Source organism: Glycocaulis sp. (genome assembly GCF_051859565.1).
In the GTDB taxonomy this organism is placed as follows: Bacteria; Pseudomonadota; Alphaproteobacteria; order Caulobacterales; family Maricaulaceae; genus Glycocaulis.
In genome coordinates, this window is the sequence record NZ_JBHYFK010000002.1 from 31,301 (window position 1) to 48,509 (window position 17,209).

Annotated in this window: 15 protein-coding genes; 14 read left to right on the forward strand and 1 reads right to left on the reverse strand. The window is 63.8% G+C overall.

Annotation, left to right across the window (positions count from 1 at the left end):
* The 8 genes from ACTIGC_RS02720 to ACTIGC_RS02755 all read left to right on the forward strand — a co-directional run.
* A partial coding sequence (locus ACTIGC_RS02720) for an oligopeptide/dipeptide ABC transporter ATP-binding protein (protein WP_439632956.1) occupies nt 1–1,078 on the forward strand: 1,078 nt, incomplete at its 5' end.
* 102 nt (nt 1,079–1,180) lie between these two features.
* Nucleotides 1,181–4,147, forward strand: a complete 2,967-nt coding sequence (locus ACTIGC_RS02725) for a M16 family metallopeptidase (protein WP_439632957.1) — start codon at nt 1,181–1,183, stop codon at nt 4,145–4,147.
* A gap of 71 nt (nt 4,148–4,218) precedes the next feature.
* Nucleotides 4,219–6,144 (forward strand): prolyl oligopeptidase family serine peptidase, encoded by a 1,926-nt coding sequence (locus tag ACTIGC_RS02730; protein ID WP_439632958.1) that lies wholly within the window; start codon nt 4,219–4,221, stop codon nt 6,142–6,144.
* A gap of 103 nt (nt 6,145–6,247) precedes the next feature.
* Nucleotides 6,248–7,006 (forward strand): FKBP-type peptidyl-prolyl cis-trans isomerase, encoded by a 759-nt coding sequence (locus ACTIGC_RS02735; protein WP_439632959.1) that lies wholly within the window; start codon nt 6,248–6,250, stop codon nt 7,004–7,006.
* A complete protein-coding gene (gene argE, locus ACTIGC_RS02740; protein WP_439632960.1) occupies nt 7,003–8,160 on the forward strand; it encodes an acetylornithine deacetylase in 1,158 nt (385 codons plus the stop codon). Before ACTIGC_RS02735 ends, argE begins: the two co-directional genes overlap by 4 nt.
* A 123-nt stretch (nt 8,161–8,283) precedes the next feature.
* On the forward strand, nt 8,284–9,294 hold the full coding sequence (gap, locus tag ACTIGC_RS02745; protein WP_439632961.1) for a type I glyceraldehyde-3-phosphate dehydrogenase: 1,011 nt from the start codon (nt 8,284–8,286) through the stop codon (nt 9,292–9,294).
* Nucleotides 9,295–9,309: 15 nt separating this feature from the next.
* The gene (locus tag ACTIGC_RS02750) at nt 9,310–10,539 is read left to right on the forward strand and encodes a phosphoglycerate kinase (protein ID WP_439632962.1); all 1,230 of its coding nucleotides are present in this window, start codon (nt 9,310–9,312) and stop codon (nt 10,537–10,539) included.
* A gap of 53 nt (nt 10,540–10,592) precedes the next feature.
* A complete protein-coding gene (locus ACTIGC_RS02755) occupies nt 10,593–11,615 on the forward strand; it encodes a class I fructose-bisphosphate aldolase (RefSeq protein WP_439632963.1) in 1,023 nt (340 codons plus the stop codon).
* 83 nt (nt 11,616–11,698) lie between these two features.
* On the opposite strand, the gene ACTIGC_RS02760 is transcribed toward ACTIGC_RS02755, so the two are convergent.
* Nucleotides 11,699–12,139, reverse strand: a complete 441-nt coding sequence (locus ACTIGC_RS02760; protein ID WP_439632964.1) for a peptidase S1 — start codon at nt 12,137–12,139, stop codon at nt 11,699–11,701.
* 186 nt (nt 12,140–12,325) lie between these two features.
* Here ACTIGC_RS02760 and thiE point away from each other — a divergent pair, with 186 nt between their 5' ends.
* The 6 genes from thiE to ACTIGC_RS02790 all read left to right on the forward strand — a co-directional run bounded on the left by thiE (nt 12,326) and on the right by ACTIGC_RS02790 (nt 17,206).
* Nucleotides 12,326–12,949 (forward strand): thiamine phosphate synthase, encoded by a 624-nt coding sequence (gene thiE / locus ACTIGC_RS02765; RefSeq protein WP_439632965.1) that lies wholly within the window; start codon nt 12,326–12,328, stop codon nt 12,947–12,949.
* A gap of 11 nt (nt 12,950–12,960) precedes the next feature.
* Entirely contained in the window at nt 12,961–14,058 is a 1,098-nt protein-coding gene (locus ACTIGC_RS02770; RefSeq protein WP_439632966.1) for a tetratricopeptide repeat protein, read from the forward strand.
* Between the two features lie 51 nt (nt 14,059–14,109).
* Nucleotides 14,110–14,628, forward strand: a complete 519-nt coding sequence (locus ACTIGC_RS02775) for a glycoside hydrolase family 108 protein (protein ID WP_439632967.1) — start codon at nt 14,110–14,112, stop codon at nt 14,626–14,628.
* A gap of 93 nt (nt 14,629–14,721) precedes the next feature.
* A complete protein-coding gene (gene efp, locus ACTIGC_RS02780; protein WP_439632968.1) occupies nt 14,722–15,300 on the forward strand; it encodes an elongation factor P in 579 nt (192 codons plus the stop codon).
* A gap of 22 nt (nt 15,301–15,322) precedes the next feature.
* On the forward strand, nt 15,323–16,099 hold the full coding sequence (locus ACTIGC_RS02785) for an inositol monophosphatase family protein (protein WP_439632969.1): 777 nt from the start codon (nt 15,323–15,325) through the stop codon (nt 16,097–16,099).
* A 93-nt stretch (nt 16,100–16,192) separates the two neighbouring features.
* A complete protein-coding gene (locus tag ACTIGC_RS02790; protein WP_439632970.1) occupies nt 16,193–17,206 on the forward strand; it encodes a hypothetical protein in 1,014 nt (337 codons plus the stop codon).
* Nucleotides 17,207–17,209: the final 3 nt, after the last annotated feature.

Below are 17,209 nucleotides of genomic sequence, written 5' to 3' on the forward strand. Positions count from 1 at the left end.
TCATGCCTATACGCGCATGCTGCTTGATGCCATGCCGCGGCTGGACAAGCCGGACCGGGTGACGGGCCCGATCACCCAGACGCGTCAGAGCGTGGAAGGCGAAAAGCCGGTTCTCGAGGTCAAGGATCTCAAGGTCTGGTTCCCGGTGCCGGTTGGAACCGGCCTGTTGCCCAAGACCATTCCGCTGAAAGCCGTGGACGGTGTCAGCTTTGACCTTCTGCCCGGCGAGACAATCGGCGTTGTAGGAGAATCCGGCTGCGGCAAGTCCACCCTTGCGCGCGCCATACTCCGGCTTGTGGAATCCACCGACGGTGCCGTCAGCTGGATCGGTACAAACCTGCTGGAAAAGAATGCGCGCGACATGCGCCAGGCGCGCAAGGACATGCAGATCGTGTTTCAGGATCCGCTGGCCTCGCTCAACCCGCGCATGACGATCGGCGCGTCCATCGCCGAACCGCTCATCACCTTCCGCCCCGAAGTCCGTGGCAAGGAGCGTGAAGGGCTGGTGCGCGCGATGATGAAGCGTGTGGGGCTCGACCCCGACATGATCAACCGTTACCCCCACGAGCTGTCCGGCGGGCAGAACCAGCGGGTGGGCATTGCGCGCGCGATGATCCTCAATCCGAAACTGGTGATCTGCGACGAAGCGGTGTCGGCGCTGGATGTGTCCATCCAGGCGCAGATCATCGATCTGCTGGCAGACCTGCAGCGCGATCTGGGCCTGTCCATGCTGTTCATCTCGCATGACCTGTCTGTCGTGCGTGAGGTCTCTCACCGGGTGATGGTGCTGTATCTGGGCCGGATCGTGGAGTTCGCAACGCGCGATGCGATCTATGACGATGCCCGCCACCCCTATACGCGCGCGCTGATCTCTGCGGTGCCCATCCCGGACCCGCAGGTCGAGCGCCAGCGCGAGCGGATCAAGCTGTCCGGCGATCTTCCCAGCCCGCTCGACAGCCGCGCCCAGCTGCGCTTCCTGAAATCACGTCTGGTAGATGATGACGATGCCGAGCAGTACCGGCCGCAATTGCTGGAGGTTACGCCGGGCCACTGGGTTGCCGAACACGACCCTGTCTGACGCCTGATAATCGTGGTCAGGTAAGCTGCGCGGCTGCGATGCGCCGCGAGTGTGAAGCCTTTTTCATTTGAAGCTCGCTCAGCCTGCCTTAGTTTCGCCCGAATGATGAACGCCGCAATGATCCGGGGGAACTCCATGAACATCGTCCATGCAGGCAAAGGCCTGCTCGCCAGTCTCATGTTTCTGGCTCTCGCAGCATGCGCCGATGATCCGGCGCAAACCGGCCAGCGGCCGGCGGAGGAGGCTGCGCGCTCCGGCATCGAGACGGAGTTCGCCCACCTCACCAGCGGCATTCCCGCTGATCCCGGCATGCGCTTTGGCCAGCTCGATAACGGCATGCGCTATGTGATCATGCCCAACTCCACGCCCAGCGGTACGGCGGCCCTGCGTCTGGTCTTCAATGTGGGCTCGCTCGCAGAGGCCGAGCATCAGCGTGGCCTTGCCCATTTTATCGAGCATATGGCGTTCAATGGCACGACCAATGTGCCCGAAGGCGAAATGATCCCGCTTCTTGAGCGCTATGGCCTGGCGTTCGGCCCTGACACCAATGCATTCACCGGCCAGCAGGTGGTGGGCTATCAGCTCGACCTGCCGTCGGTTGAGGAGCAGATCCTCAAGACCGGCCTGTTCCTGATGCGTGAAACCGCCACCGAAATGGTGATGGACCCGGATGCCATCGACGCCGAGCGCGGCGTGATCCGCGGGGAAATGCGTTTCCGGGACACCCCGATCCAGCGCTTCCTGATGAGCTATTACGGCTTTCTCTATCCCGACACGCTGGTGTCTGAGCGCAGCCCTATCGGCACGCTGGACGTCATCAACAACGCCCCGCGCGAGGCATTCATCGAGTATTATGAGGATTTCTACGTGCCGCAGCGCGCATTGCTGGTCGTGACCGGCGATGTAGACGCTGACACGATCGAAGCGATGATCCGAGACGGGTTCGAGATCGAACTGCCGGGGCTTGAGGTGAGCGCGGTTGACGGGTTCTCCACCTGGGAAGCGCCCGCCGATGCGCCCGCTCACCCTGATATCGGGACGGTTTCGGCCGTGGATGCGCCGCGCTTTGGCTATTTCCACGATCCGGAAGTGTTCACCCTGATCAATTATGATGTCGTGGTTCCGGGGGCTTCACGGGCCGACAGTGCGCAGGCGCGGGTCGATTCCACCCTGCGTCAGCTGGGTAATGCGATCGTGCAGCGCCGCCTGCAATCGCAGATCAATTCGGGCCTGTCGCCGCTGGTGCAGGCCAGCTTCTCCTATTCCAACGATTTTGATCTGGCGCATCGCGCGGGCGTGTTCGCCGTATCCTCACCGGAACGCTGGCGCGAAGGCTTGGCCGTCATCGAACAGGAAGTGCGCCGTGCCATGGAGCATGGTTTCAGCCAGGCCGAGCTCGACGAGCAGATGTCCAATCTGCGCACCAGCGTCCGCAATTCGGTCAATGCCGCGCGCACGCGCCGTACGCCGCAGCTGGCAGATGGCATCTGGCAGGGCTGGCTGGGTGAAACTACCCTGAACCATCCGTCCTGGCAGGCGGAGTGGCTGGAGGCCAGTGAAGACCAGTTGACGCTGGAAAATGTCGAAGCGGCTTTCCGCGCGATCTGGGCAGCGGCACCGCCGCAAATCTATGTCGCCGTCAACGAGCCTCTTGAAGACGGCGAAGCGGCAGTGCGTCAGGCCTGGCAGGAATCGCAATCCACCCCGGTCGATCCACTTGATGACGCGGGCGCTACCGAATTTGCCTATACCGATTTCGGACCGGCAGGCGAGGTCGTGTCGCGCGAGCATGTCGAGGATCTCGACTTCCATCAGGTTGTCTTTGCCAATGGCGTGCGGCTCAACGTCAAGCAGACTGATTTTGAGGACAATATCATCCGCATCCGCGCCGAGTTCGGTGCGGGAGACCTGACACCGCAGCCGACGCCGGCCGCGGGCACCATTCTGGGCGCCGTCTTTGGCGGTGGCGGGCTGGAAGCCCATGACCGTGACGAGCTGCAGCGCCTGTTTGCCGGACGTTCTGTTGGCTATGGCCTCGGGGTCGGCGCAGACAGCTTCTCCTTCACGTCGGCGACCACGCCGGAGGATTTCGAGCTGCAGATGCAGGTGCTGACCGCCTTCATGGTGGCACCTGGCTGGCGTGATGACGGATTGAGCCAGTTCCGCTCCATCGCGGAGGAAGTGCGCCGGGGCCAGAACGCGCAGGCCGTACAGGTGGCCGTAAACCGGGTCAGCCGGATGCTGCGCAGCGGCGATCCGCGCTGGGGCTTCCCCGAGCGCGCCGAGATCGAGGCGTTCACCATGGATCATGCCCGTGCGCTCGTGGCCGAGGCGCTGAGTTCCGCGCCGCTGGAAATCACCATTGTGGGCGACATCACGCCCGATGACGCCATCGCAATGACGGCCAGCACGTTCGGTGCCCTGCCGGCGCGTGCCGAAAGCTGGCCGGACTATGACGATGCCCGCCAGCTGCGCTTCCCCGATCCGCGCCGTGACCCGGCCATTGTGGAGTTCAACGGTCAGGCCGATAGCGGCATGGCGAACATCTACTGGCCGGTAGGCGATGCGTTTGATGCGCGCCGGGCCCGCGCGCTCGATCTGATGGCTGAAGTGTACAATCTCAAGGCCACGGAGCGCTTCCGCGAGCAGGAGGGGGCGACCTATTCGCCCATCGTCTCTAGCCAGGCCTCCATCATCTTCCCGGAGTTCGGCTTCCTCTGGGTGGGGCTGGACGTGGACCGCAGCGAGGTTGAGCGCATGTATGGCATCGCTGACGAGCTGGCAGCAGCCATGGCGTCTGGCGATATCAGCGAGGACGAGCTTCAGCGTGCCCGCCAGCCTGTTCTGGAGCGTCTGAGCCAGGGCATGGAAAGCAATCCGATGTGGCTGGGCCAGATCAGCCGGTCGCAGACCTATCCTGAGCGCCTGGACCGGCTGCGGTCGGCGGTTGAGGATTATAACGCCGTCACGGTGGACGAGATCACAGCGCTCGCTGCGGAATATCTGCTGCCGGAACGCGCCTACCGGGTGTCGATCCTGCCGCGTGCCGCTGCACCGGCGAGCGAATAGCGCGCAAGGCGTGCTAACCGGCCCCGCACTGCCATGGGCGGTGCGGGGTCATCGGCTTTACGGAGACTGACATGATGAAATATCTGGCTTTCGGCATCAGCACGGCACTGGTGCTGTCTGTGCCCGTGTTTTCTCAGGAAGCGCCCGAGCGGGTGACGCGCGGCAATCTGGTGATGGAAAACATCCCCGAAATTCCGCGCGAGGTACGCGAACGTCTGCGCCAGTATCAGAATGTGCGCGGCGCAGGCTTTTCCGATTTCGCGCCCGATGGCGGTATCTACATAACCACGCGCTTTGGCGAGACCAACCAGATCCACCACGTTGCCCAGCCCATGGGCGCGCGCCGTCAGATCACCTTCTATGATGAGCGCACCAGCGGCGCGACAGTGCGCCCTGACGGGTCCGGCCAGTTCCTCTTTACCCGCGATGTCGGCGGGGATGAGTTCTTTCAAGGCTTCCTTTTCGATCCGGAGCTCTCGCGCTCGGTGCAGTTCACCACCGACCAGATCCGCAATCAGGGTTTCTCCTGGTCGCGTGATGGCCGGATGATCGCCTGGGCGGCGGCTGGCTGGGGCGATGCAGACTACACGGTCTACATGGCCGATCCGGCGGACCCCACGACCGCGCAGGAAATCCTGCAAGGCGAGGGCGCGATGAGCCCGGTGGACTGGTCGCCCGACGGCTCAAAACTCCTGATCGGACGTTATTTCTCGATCAATGAGTCCCGGCTCTATGTGCTGGACATCGAGGAGGGTTCGCTCACCCAGATCAATCCGGACGAGACCAATGCCTATGGCGCGGCCCGCTTTACGGCCAGTGGCGAGAGCATTTATGTGGTCACTGATGAAGGCGCCGAGTTCCGCCGCATCATGGAAATTCCCCTTGAGGGCGGGGACAAGCGCATCGTCGCCGAGCATGACTGGGACGTACAGGCCATGGCGCTGTCACCGGACGGGTCGACCATCGCCTATACGACGAATGAAGGCGGCATTTCGGAGATTTACATCATCAACGCGGCCAGCGGCGAACGCCTTCCGGGGCCAGACCTGCCGGTCGGCCTGATCGGCGGCATAACCTTCAGCCCGGACGGCAACCGGATCGGCTTCACCCACAGCTCGGCTGCCTCGCCGGGCGATGCGTGGGTTTATGATCTTGCCTCGCGCGAGCTGGTGCGCTGGACGCAGTCGGAAGTGGGCGGGCTGGATACCAGCCGTTTCTCAGCGCCGGAGCTGATCAGCTTTGAAAGCTTTGACGGGCTGGAGGTGCCGGCCTTCGTGCACCGCCCGTCGGGTGAGGGCCCCCATCCGGTGATCGTGTCCATTCATGGCGGTCCGGAGGCGCAGGCGCGCCCCGGTTTCAGCTCCACCTTCCAGTACTGGCTGCAGGAGCTGGGCGCAGCGGTCGTGGTGCCCAATGTGCGTGGCTCGGCCGGGTACGGGAATGAATATGTCAATCTGGACAATGTGTTCCTGCGCGAGAACTCCGTGCGCGACATCGGCGCGCTGCTCGACTGGATCGCCACCCAACCCGATCTCGATGAAAGCCGCGTCGTCGTCTATGGCGGCTCTTATGGCGGCTATATGGTGCTGGCCTCGCTGGTGCATTACTCGGACCGGCTGGCGGGCGGCATCAATATTGTCGGCATCTCCAATTTCGTGACCTTCCTCGAAAACACGGCCGGTTACCGTCAAGATCTGCGCCGCGCCGAATATGGCGATGAGCGTGATCCGGAGGTTCGCGAATTTCTGGAGAGCATCTCGCCTGCCAATCACGCCCACCGCATCACCGCCCCGCTGTTCATCATCCAGGGCGCCAATGATCCCCGCGTGCCGCTGTCGGAGGCCGAGCAGATTCTTGCTGCCGTGCGCGAGGCAGGCGGTGATCCCTGGTATCTGGTGGCCATGGATGAGGGCCACGGCTTTGCCCGGCGGTCCAATCAGGACTTCCAGCGTGAGGCCGAGACGATGTTCCTGAGGGATATTCTGGGACTGGACTAGCAGCGGCCGCGCGGCTGCCAATTTGACCGCCTGGCAGGCTCGACGCTTGCCGGGCGGTTTTCTATGGTGCGCGCCAGCTTGCTGCCAAGAAGGACAGATCGCCATGCACACCCGTCTTGCCCTGACCGCCTCCCTCGCCACCTTGCTGCTCGCCGCGTGCGGGGAGAGCCCTGCACCAGACGAGCGCGCACCGGCCGATGAAAGCCCTGCCGTGCAAGAAGGGGTGGCCGCACCTGCATCGCAGCAAAGCCGGGACGACGCCATCACGCTTTCTCCTCTGGAGCCGGAAGAAGACGCGGAAACCTTCCGCGCCCGCGTCGAAGGGATGAGCGAAGAGGATCAGGCGGCGGCCACGTTCCAGCGTGAGCTGCGCATGGCGCGTGGCTGTGAGCCGGGCGATGCGCCGCTGCACCGCTTCGAGCCGCGCGAGCGGGGCGAGGACGAATCCAGCGCTGATTACAATGGCGCCATCGCTGCCGAGTTCCTTCGCAGCAATGTCGAACAGCCCTGCGTCTACAACACGTCCAGCGGGCTGCAATTCCGTATCGAGCGGGCGGCCGGGCCGGACAATCCTTCCCCGGTGCGCGGTGAGTATGTGCGCGTGCATTATGCCGGCCAGCTCCTGGACGGCACCGAGTTCGATAGCTCCTATGCGCGCGGCGAACCGGCGCAGTTTCCTTCCGACCGGCTGATCGCAGGCTGGGTCGAGGCCCTGCCGCTCATGCGCGTCGGCGAGAAGTGGACGCTCTATATCGCGCCGGAGCTTGGCTATGGCGCGCGCGGCACGCCGGGCGGGCCGATCCCGCCCAACGCGGCGCTGGTCTTCCAGCTGGAACTGCTTGGCCTGCCGGACCGCGAATGAGCCGGAGCCCCCAAGCCATTGCGCTGCTTGAACGCCTGATCGCGTTCGACACGACCTCGCGCAATTCCAATCTCGCCCTGATTGACTGGGTGGAAGACTATCTGACCGGGCTGGGCGCTCGCTGCGAGCGCGTGCCGAGCCCGGACGGGCTGAAATCCAATCTGCATGCCTTTATCGGGCCGGAAACCGATGGCGGGGTCGTGCTTTCCGGTCATACCGATGTGGTGCCGGTCGATGGCCAGAACTGGTCGACCGATCCGTTCGTGCTGACCGAGAAAGATGGCAAGCTCTACGGGCGCGGCACGTGCGACATGAAGGGCTTTGTCGCCTGCGCGCTGGCCGCCGCGCCTGATCTGGCGGCGGCGCCCCTCAAACGCCCGGTCCATTTTGCTTTCTCCTATGATGAGGAGGTGGGCTGTCAGGGCGCGCCCTCCATGATCGAAGCGATTGCCGCCGGGCATCCCAAACCTTCCGCCGTGCTGGTGGGCGAACCGACGGGCATGAAGGTGGTGACGGGGCATAAGGGACTTTATTCGGTGCGCGTGGAGATCACGGGCCACGAAGCCCATTCCAGCCTGATCAATGCCGGTGCCTGCGCGGTGACCAATGCCGTGATCCTGATGGATTTCCTGCGCCGCGAGGGCGAGGCGCTGCGCGCTGCTGCTCCTGACGACAGCCCGTTCGATCCGCCCTTTGGCACGCTGACCATTGGCCGGATGGGCGGCGGGTCTGCGATGAATATCCTGGCGAAAGACGCCTGGTTTGAAGCCCTGATGCGCCCGGCGCCGTGGGATGATGGTCCCGGCGTGGGCCGGCGCCTGCGTGAGCTGGCAGCGCAGGTGGAAGCCGATATGCGCCGCACCGCGCCGGACGCCTCCATCCGCATTACCGAGGTTTCCAACGTCCCGCCCTTGCGCCCTGAAACGGACGGCGAGGCCGAAGGCATTGCCCGCGCCCTGACCGGCGACAATGCGCCGCGCGTGGTCTCCTACGGCACTGAAGGCGGGCAGTTTCAGGATGGCGGCATGTCAGCGGTCATTTGCGGGCCCGGCCATATCGATCAGGCCCACCAGCCTGACGAGTTCGTTGAAGTAAGCCAGCTGGAAGCCTGCATGGTCTTCCTGAAAAAGCTGGAGCATCGCCTGAGCGCTTAACATCGCCGCTCGTGTATGGACGCGGCGCGGGGAAGCGTCTAAACCCCGTGCGCAATTGCCCGGCGCGGAGCTGCCGCTGCAGGGTTCCCAAAAGTTTCTAGCGGATTTTTGAAGGAGCGCGTCATGGCTCTTCGGGTGGCGATCAACGGGTTTGGCCGTATCGGGCGTCTGGCCCTGCGGGCGGTGCTGGAACATCAGCGCTGGCATGAGGTGGAGGTCGTTGCGATCAATGACAGCGCCACGCCGGAGGTGAACGCGCACCTGCTGACCTATGACAGCGTGCATGGCCGTTATCCGCGCGAGATCAAGCTTTATGAAGACGGGTTTGATGCCGGCTTTGGCAAGATCACCAAGGTCTCCAACCGCGATCCCTCCCAGCTGCCCTGGAAGGATCTCGGCATTGACCTCGTGCTGGAATGCACCGGGAAGTTCAATGACAAGGCAACGGCCTCCGCGCACCTCTCCTCTGGCGCGAAACGCGTGCTGTGTTCGGCGCCGGCCAAGAATGCCGACAAGACCATCGTCTACGGCGTCAATCATGCCAGCCTGACGGCTGAGGACGTGATCGTCTCCAACGCGTCCTGCACCACGAACGGGCTCGCGCCGGTGGCCAAGGTGCTCAACGATGCCATCGGCATCGAGCAGGGCCACATGACCACGATCCACGCCTATACCGGCGACCAGCCGACGCTGGACCGCAATCACAAGGATCTGCACCGTGCCCGCGCAGCCGCCATGTCCATGGTGCCGACGACGACCGGCGCGGCGAAAGCGGTGGGCGAGGTTCTGCCTGAGCTGAAAGGCCGTCTTGATGGTTCGGCCATCCGCGTGCCGACGCCGAATGTCTCGGTCATCGATCTGGTGTTCACGCCGGGGCGCGAGACCAGCATCGAGGAAATCAACGCGGCGATCCGCGAGGCCGCAGACGGCCCGATGAAGGGCGTGCTGGGCTATGACAGCCTGCCGCTCGTCTCCATCGACTATAATCACGATCCGCGCTCGTCCATCGTCGCCATCGACAAGACCAATGTGATTGGTGGCAAGCTGGCCCGCGTGATGACCTGGTATGATAATGAATGGGGCTTTGCCTGCCGTATGATCGATACGGCGGTGGCGATGGGCCGGCTGATCTAGGAACTGAACAGACCCATGAGCGAAGGCAAGATTGCCCGTCTGGAAGACGCGCAGGTTTCCGGCAAACGCGTGCTGGTGCGCGTGGATTTCAACGTCCCCATGGCGGATGGCAAGGTCAGCGATGATACGCGCCTGCAATCGGCCCTGCCGACGATTGAATGGCTTAAAGACAAGGGCGCACGCATCATCCTGCTCGCCCATTTCGGCCGCCCCAAGGGCAAGGTCGATGCCAGCCAGAGCCTCAAACCCGTCATGGCGCCGCTGTCTGAACGGCTTGGCGCGCCGGTCCGGTTTGCCGGTGACTGCATTGGCAAGCAGGCCGAGAAGGCGGTGGGCGAACTGAAGGATGGCGACGTACTCCTGCTGGAAAACACGCGCTTTCACGCGGGCGAGGAGGCCAATGATGCGGAGTTTGCCGCGCAGCTGGCCGCGCTTGGCGAAATCTATGTGAACGATGCCTTTTCGGCGGCGCACCGCGCCCATGCTTCGACCGAAGGTGTGGCGCGCCTTTTACCCGCCTATGCTGGTCTCGCCCTGCAGCGTGAGCTGGATCATGTGACGGCGGCGCTGGAAAATCCTGAGCGTCCGCTGCTGGCGATTGTCGGCGGCGCGAAAGTGTCGACCAAGATCGATCTTCTGATGAATCTGGTGACCAAGGTGAACCGGCTGTTCGTCGGCGGGGCCATGGCCAACACCTTCCTGGCCGCGAAGGGCGCCGATGTCGGCAAAAGCCTTTACGAGCCGGACCTGCTGGGCACTGCTCGCGAGATCATCGCGGCGGCGGAAAAATCCGGCTGCCAGCTTCTCCTGCCTGAAGACGTGGTGGTGGCGCGCGAGCTGAAAGCAAAGGCGGCGCGGCGTGTGGCGGGTCTTGATGAGATCGCCCGCGATGAGATGATCCTTGATTGCGGCCCGGCGACGATTGACGCGCTGGCCGATTCCATCGAGAGCGCGAAGACGCTGGTCTGGAACGGGCCGCTGGGCGCGTTCGAGATGACGCCGTTTGATACTGGCACGGTAGAGGCGGCGCGCTTTGCCGCCCAGCGCGTGCGCGAGCGCAAGCTGGTGGCGGTTGCTGGCGGCGGTGATACGGTGTCTGCGCTCAATCATGCGCGCGTTGCCGGTGATTTCACCTTTGTCTCGACAGCCGGCGGTGCATTCCTGGAATGGCTGGAAGGCAAACCGCTTCCGGGCATCGAGGTTTTGCGGCAAATGCCACAAACGGATATGGACGCTGCGTCCTAGCAATAGTGCCGCATACTCAAGCGATCAGCAGGCAATACGGGGAAGTTTGAAACATGGATATTGATGCGCTCTACGAAACCGCGATGCGCATGGTCGCGCCGGGCAAGGGCATTCTGGCGGCCGACGAGTCCACCGGCACGATTAAAAAGCGCTTTGACACGATCAAGCTGGATTCGACCGCAGACAGCCGCCGGGACTGGCGCGAAATGCTGTTCCGCACCGAACCGGCGATGAGCGAGCATATCTCCGGCGTCATCCTCTATGACGAGACGCTGCGTCAGAAAGCCAAGGACGGCACGCCGCTGGCCGAGCTGATCGCGAATACCGGCGCGGTGCCGGGCATCAAGGTGGATACGGGCGCCAAACCGCTGGCCGGTGCGCCGGGCGAGATGATCACCGAAGGCCTTGATGGCCTGCGCGAGCGTCTGGCCGAGTATCACGCGCTGGGTGCGCGCTTTGCCAAATGGCGCGCCGTCATCAATATCGGTGCGGGCGGCGATGAGAGCGTGCCGTCCCAGTACTGTATCAACACGAATATGCACGCGCTCGCGCGCTATGCGATGCTGTGCCAGGAAGCGGGTATCGTGCCGATCGTGGAGCCGGAAGTCATCATGGATGGCGACCACGATATCGACCGCTGCTACGAGGTGACCGAGTTTGGTCTGAAGCGGCTCTATGCCGAGCTGTTCGAGCAGGGCGTGGTGCTGGAAGGCACGATCCTCAAACCCAACATGATCATTTCCGGCACGAATTGCTCCGCGCAGGCGAGCCGCGAGGAAGTCGCCGAGATGACCGTGCAGTGCCTGACCAACTGCGTGCCGGCCTCCGTGCCGGGCATTGCCTTCCTGTCGGGCGGACAGTCGGATGTGGACGCGACCGCGCACCTCAACATCATGAATGCGGGCTTTGACCTGCCCTGGCCGCTGACCTTCTCCTATGGCCGCGCGCTGCAGGCCGCGCCGCTGGCCGCCTGGGGCGGCAAGGATGTCGAGGCTGGCCAGAAAGCCTTCAATCACCGGGCGAAGATGAACGGCCTTGCCGCGCTCGGCGAATGGGATGAGGGGCTGGAGGGGTAGGTTCTGCGCAACTCCCACAACCATATAAAAAAGGCCCGGCATTGCCGGGCCTTTCTCGTTTCAGGTTTGGGTAAACCCGGAACCTAGTATTCGGTGAAGTAGACCACCGCGTTGGCCACGCCGCCCGAATAGGTGCCGACCCAGATGTCATACTGGCCGGAGCCGGACAGGGTGACGCGCGGGTTCAGACCGTCGAAATCGTCATTGCAGTACCAGCGGCCATCCGGACCGTTGACGACGATGGTGGTGTCGGAGTTCGATTCGGCGCCGATGGAGATGCGGCCGCCATTGAAGTTCAGGCGCACGTCCGGCGCGTCAGAGATCGAGCCAACGCAGCCCGAGCCCAGGCGGTTGGCGTTGATATTGCCGCCAGCGACGACGTTGACGGTGTAAGGATCAGGCAGGAAGCCTGCATTGAGCGAAAACGTGCCGAAATTGGGGTTCAGCGAATAGTTCTGGGCGGACGCAGCAGCGCCCATGGCCAGCGCGGCGAAGGCAGCGCAAGCAACAGTTCTGGCAATCATGAAAGTCTCCAAAAGGTAATGGGGATTCATCCCCCCCGATATCCAGCCGCCACGACTGGCAAACAGGATGCTCAGTGTGGTAGCAGGCATTTTTGTGGCAGGGAAAAAGAAAATTATGAACGGGCGCAATTTTCTAAATGCCTGTTAGATTTTCGTTTTCCCGCAAACCGTGTATCGGGCAATCTTATGTCGAACTGCCAGCTTTATCTTCTCACCCCGCCGCGCATCGATGCCGGTTTTGCCGAGCTGCTGGACAGTGTTCTGGCCGAGGGCGTGGCAAGCGTGTTGCAGATACGCCTCAAGGAGCAGCCTGAAAACCAGTTGCCGGGCCTGATCCCGCCTCTGGTGAAGGCTGCAAAGCGTCATGGCGTATCGGTGCTGATGAATGACCGGCCGGACCTCGCTGTCCATTACGCCATGGACGGGGTGCATATCGGCCAGGAGGACGCGCCTTATGCGGAGGCGCGTGCGGCGCTGGGCAAGACCGGCATTGTCGGCGTCACCTGCCATGACAGCCGCCATCTGGCGATGACAGCGGCGGAAAAAGGCGCAGACTATGTCGCGTTCGGCGCGATGTTCCCCACTGCCACGAAATCGCCCAAGGCGTCGGCTTCTGTGGAGCTCATCGAGTGGTGGAGTGAAGTCTTTGAGGTGCCATGCGTAGCGATTGGCGGGATAACGCCGGAGAATGCCAGTCCGGTGATCGAGGCGGGTGCGGATTTCATCGCGGTATCAGGCGGGGTGTGGAACCATCCGGCCGGGCCGGTGGAGGCGGTGCGGGCCTTTGGAGCGCTGCTCTCGGCGCGCTAGCACTGCTGTGCGTGAGCGCCCCGCTGGCCGTGGGCCAGGAACCGGCCTTGCCGCCGGGGCTCGCCGAAGAGGCCGAGCGCAACCGCTCTGGCGAAGCCATTGAAGAACGCAGCCCGTCGGATCAGGCGATGGCAAGAGCGTCCGCTGCTTACATGACAGGCGATTATCTGAGCGCGCGCGTGCATGCCGAGCGTGCCGCAGCCGCCGGCGAGCCGCGCGGCGCCACGCTGGCCGGCCATATCCTTCTGCACGGGCTTTCGGGCGCGGCCGATGAAAGGGGCGCTGTGCGCTGGCTGCGCCGGGCGGGCGAGCAGGACGATATTGACGCGCTCATCATTCTGGCGTCGCTCGCGGCTGAACGCCGGGGCGGGCTGGAGCCGTTTCAGGCGCGCGAATTCCTCAGTCAGGCAGCCGAAACCGGCGATGCGCGCGCGGCTTATGAATTTGGCAGCTTCCTGCGTGAAGCCGGCGATCCGGGGCAGGCGGCGCTCGCGCTGGACTGGCTCCGGCTGGCGGCAGAAGCAGGCATGCCGCGCGCCATGGCCGCCTATGCAGCGGCGCTCGATGACTGGGTGCACGGGCCGAACGACCCTGCGCTGGCCCGGATATGGTATGTGCGGGCAGGCGAGGCGGGTGATGCGCCGTCTGCGGCCATCGCCGGCGTGATGCTGATTACCGGCGAGGGCGGAGATGCCGACGAGGATGCTGGCCGCACCCTGCTGCGCCATGCTGCCGAGATGGGCCTGCCAGCCGCGATGGGCGATTATGCCCTCATTCTGATGCAGGATGCTGAAAGCACTGACGGTGATTTCGGGCTGGCTGCCGCCTGGGCGCGGCGCGGCGCGGAAGCGGGCGATGCGCAGGCCCAGTTCCTCTATGCGGGCGCTCTGGCGACGGGCCGGGGCGTCTTGCGCAATATGGAACAGGCTTATGTGTGGGTTAGGCGCGCGGGCTATCCGGGGGATAACTCGCTGGAGGACGATCCCCAGCGTGACCGGCTGGAAGCCCAGCTGGAAGAGCTCTTTACCCATGACACGCTGACCCGGCTGGAAGCCGAGGCGATCTCCGGAATGGCGGGCAGATACCGGCTCAATCCGGCTGGGGATTAAAGGGGCGCATACTGGCGGGCCTGATGATCCTGTCCCGCCGGAGCCCTCCCCATGTCTGACGCTTTCGCCCAAGCCCTCGCCCATGTGCTGGTCCATGAGGGCGGCTATGTCGACCATCCCGATGATCCGGGCGGCGCGACCAATTTCGGCATTACGCTGGCCACGCTTCAAAGCTGGCGCGGGCGCAGCGTGACGAAGGCCGATGTGCGCGCGCTGACGAAGGGCGAGGCGGGCGAGATCTACAAGGCGCGATACTGGGATAGCTGCCGGTGCGATGAGCTGCCGGGGCCGGTGGCCTTCATCGTGTTTGATGCGGCCGTCAATCACGGGGTCGGCCGGGCTGTGCGCCTGCTGCAGGAGGCGGTGGGCGTTGCGTCAGATGGCCGGATCGGCCCGGTGACGCTTTCCGCCGTGGCATCAGCCCGTCCCGCAGCCCTTGTCTGTGAGATCGCCGCCCGGCGCATGGTGCTCTACGGCAATCTCGCCCATTTCCGCACATTCGGCCTTGGCTGGTCACGGCGCCTGATGGGGACGCTGGTGGGGGCACTCCCCACCAGCCTTGCCGCATGACGCTCGCGCTGATACACCCGCGCCCGATTTGATGAGGTCACGCCCCTTGGCGCGCAGGCGCGCGCATTTGAGGGGTCAGCAGGGCGCTTTGCGATGAAAATCAACGGTAACGAAATCAAGCCGGGCATGGTGATCAAGCACCAGGATACGCTGTGGACGGCTGTGAAGGCCGACCATGTGAAGCCCGGCAAGGGCGGCGCGTTCGCCCAGGTCGAGCTGAAGAACATCCTTGATGGGCGCAAGCTCAATGAGCGCTTCCGGTCTGCCGACAAGGTGGAGCGCGTGCGCCTCGATCAGCGCGATTACCAGTATCTCTACGCCGAGGGCGAGATGCTGGTATTCATGAACACCGAGACCTACGAGCAGATCTCGCTGCACATCGATTTCGTCGGCGAGGAGCGCGCAGCCTACCTGACCGATGGCATGATGGTGGTGGTCGAGCTCTATGAGGACAAGCCGATCGGCATCGACCTGCCCCAGCATGTCGAGCTGGAGGTCATCGACACCGAGCCGGTGGTCAAGGGCCAGACGGCGGCCAATTCCTACAAGCCCGCCATTCTCAGCGGCAATATCCGCTCTGCCGTACCGCCTTTCGTGGGTGTGGGCGAGCGGGTGATCGTCGCCACCGAAGACGGCACGTATGTGCGCCGCGCGGAAATGGGAAGCTTCTGATTTGGCTCAAGTTTCTGCCCTCATGCAGGTTATGACCGGCGCCGTGCGCAAGGCGGGCCGCAAACTCGCGCGCGATTTTGGCGAGGTGGAGCACCTGCAGGTATCCAAAAAAGGCCCGGCCGATTTCGTCTCCACTGCGGATGCCAAGGCCGAGGAAATCCTCTTTGAGGAGCTTTCCAAGGCCCGGCCCGGCTACGGCTTCCTGATGGAAGAGCGCGGGCTGGTGGAAGGGACTGACAAATCCCACCGCTGGATCGTCGATCCGCTGGACGGCACCACGAATTTCCTGCACGGCCAGCCGCATTTTGCGGTCTCGGTGGCGCTGGAGCGCGAGGGCGAGCTGATTGCGGGCATTGTCTACAATCCCGCCACCGACGATTTCTTCCACGCCGAGAAGGGCCGCGGCGCCTATATGAATGACCGCCGCCTGCGCGTGTCTGGCCGCGAACATTTCGATGAGTGCGTGATCGCCACCGGCATGCCGTTCGCTGGCAAGTCCGGCCATGCCAAATTCCTCACCGAGCTGCACGCCATCATGCCCCATACAGCTGGAATCCGGCGCTATGGCGCGGCCTCGCTTGATCTGGCGTGGGTGGCGGCGGGCCGGTTTGACGGCTTCTTTGAGCGCAATCTGAAAGCCTGGGACATTGCTGCCGGCATTGTGCTGGTGCGTGAGGCGGGCGGCTATGCCGGCTCGCTGGACGGCTCTGGCGATGTGCTGGAGACGGGGCATATCGTGGCCGGTAACGAGTTCGTCTTCGGCGAGCTGAAAAAGCGGCTGGCCCAAGTCGGCAAATAGGCACCGTTCGCCCAAAAACAGCCAAGAAGCTTGTCTCTGATGGTCAAACGGGTCATGCCTTGACCCCTGCCGGAACAGAGGGACAGCTCATACATGCCTTCACGCGATCTGCCTTTCCCGCCCGAAACCCCGCAGCCGCGCAAGATGCGCTTTACCGGCCCCGGCCAGTATATTGTCTGGATGGCCGTGTTCCTGGCGGTGGTGGCGGCGCTGGCAGTCGTCCTGCACGAACCGCTGATCACCGCCTTCCAGGCCAATGCCGCCATTAATGGCGTGATCCTTGGCGTTTTGCTGATAGGCATTCTCTACACCTTCCAGCAGGCGCTCGCGATTGGTCCCAGCGCACGCTGGCTGGTGAAATTGCGCGACAGCGCCCATCCCGACCAGCTCGGCAATCCGCCCGCCCTCATTGCGCCCATGGCCGCCCTCATCACTGATGCGGCGGACGGGCGTGCGCGCCTGTCGGCAGCTTCGGCCCGCGTGGTGCTGGATTCGGTGGCCGCGCGCATGGCCGAAAGCGGCGCGTTTACCCGCTATTTCGGCCGGCTTCTGATCTTTCTGGGCCTGCTCGGCACGTTCTACGGCCTGCTTCTGGTCGTCTCCGATGTGGGCGAGGCGGTGCGGGCCGTGTCTGCCACCTCATCCGGTGCTGGCGAGGTGGAAGCGGCGCGCCTCATGGCCGCCATTGAAGACCCGATACAGGGCATGGGCACGGCCTTTGCCTCCTCGCTCTTTGGCCTCGCGGGTTCTCTCATCATCGGCTTTCTGGAGTTGCAGGCGAGCCGGGCGCAGAACCGTTTCTATAACGAGATCGAGGAATGGCTGTCCTCCATCTCGCGCCTGTCTGCCGCTGGCCCGGTAGGCGCGGGCGAGGGCGACAGCTCCAGCGCCTATGTCGGCGCATTACTGGAACAGACCGCCGATACGGTGGACCGGCTTGCCTCCACCATGGAGCGCCATTCACGCCAGCTGGAAGTGACGCTCTCGCGCTTTGCCGATGACGCGGCAGAGGCCAACCGGGAGGCCGCGCGCCTCCTGCGTGACGAGATCAAGGTGCTGGTGCGTGCGCTGGAAGCGCAGGCGCGGCTCAATCGCCGGGACCCATAGGTC

Bases quoted from the DNA above. Each gene is read 5' to 3' on its own strand.
- ACTIGC_RS02725 (WP_439632957.1), top strand. From the start codon at position 1,181: ATGATGAACGCCGCAATGATCCGGGGGAACTCCATGAACATCGTCCAT.
- ACTIGC_RS02730 (WP_439632958.1), top strand. From the start codon at position 4,219: ATGATGAAATATCTGGCTTTCGGCATCAGCACGGCACTGGTGCTGTCT.
- ACTIGC_RS02735 (WP_439632959.1), top strand. From the start codon at position 6,248: ATGCACACCCGTCTTGCCCTGACCGCCTCCCTCGCCACCTTGCTGCTC.
- argE (WP_439632960.1), top strand. From the start codon at position 7,003: ATGAGCCGGAGCCCCCAAGCCATTGCGCTGCTTGAACGCCTGATCGCG.
- gap (WP_439632961.1), top strand. From the start codon at position 8,284: ATGGCTCTTCGGGTGGCGATCAACGGGTTTGGCCGTATCGGGCGTCTG.
- ACTIGC_RS02750 (WP_439632962.1), top strand. From the start codon at position 9,310: ATGAGCGAAGGCAAGATTGCCCGTCTGGAAGACGCGCAGGTTTCCGGC.
- ACTIGC_RS02755 (WP_439632963.1), top strand. From the start codon at position 10,593: ATGGATATTGATGCGCTCTACGAAACCGCGATGCGCATGGTCGCGCCG.
- ACTIGC_RS02760 (WP_439632964.1), bottom strand. From the start codon at position 12,139: ATGATTGCCAGAACTGTTGCTTGCGCTGCCTTCGCCGCGCTGGCCATG.
- thiE (WP_439632965.1), top strand. From the start codon at position 12,326: ATGTCGAACTGCCAGCTTTATCTTCTCACCCCGCCGCGCATCGATGCC.
- ACTIGC_RS02775 (WP_439632967.1), top strand. From the start codon at position 14,110: ATGTCTGACGCTTTCGCCCAAGCCCTCGCCCATGTGCTGGTCCATGAG.
- efp (WP_439632968.1), top strand. From the start codon at position 14,722: ATGAAAATCAACGGTAACGAAATCAAGCCGGGCATGGTGATCAAGCAC.
- ACTIGC_RS02785 (WP_439632969.1), top strand. From the start codon at position 15,323: ATGCAGGTTATGACCGGCGCCGTGCGCAAGGCGGGCCGCAAACTCGCG.
- ACTIGC_RS02790 (WP_439632970.1), top strand. From the start codon at position 16,193: ATGCCTTCACGCGATCTGCCTTTCCCGCCCGAAACCCCGCAGCCGCGC.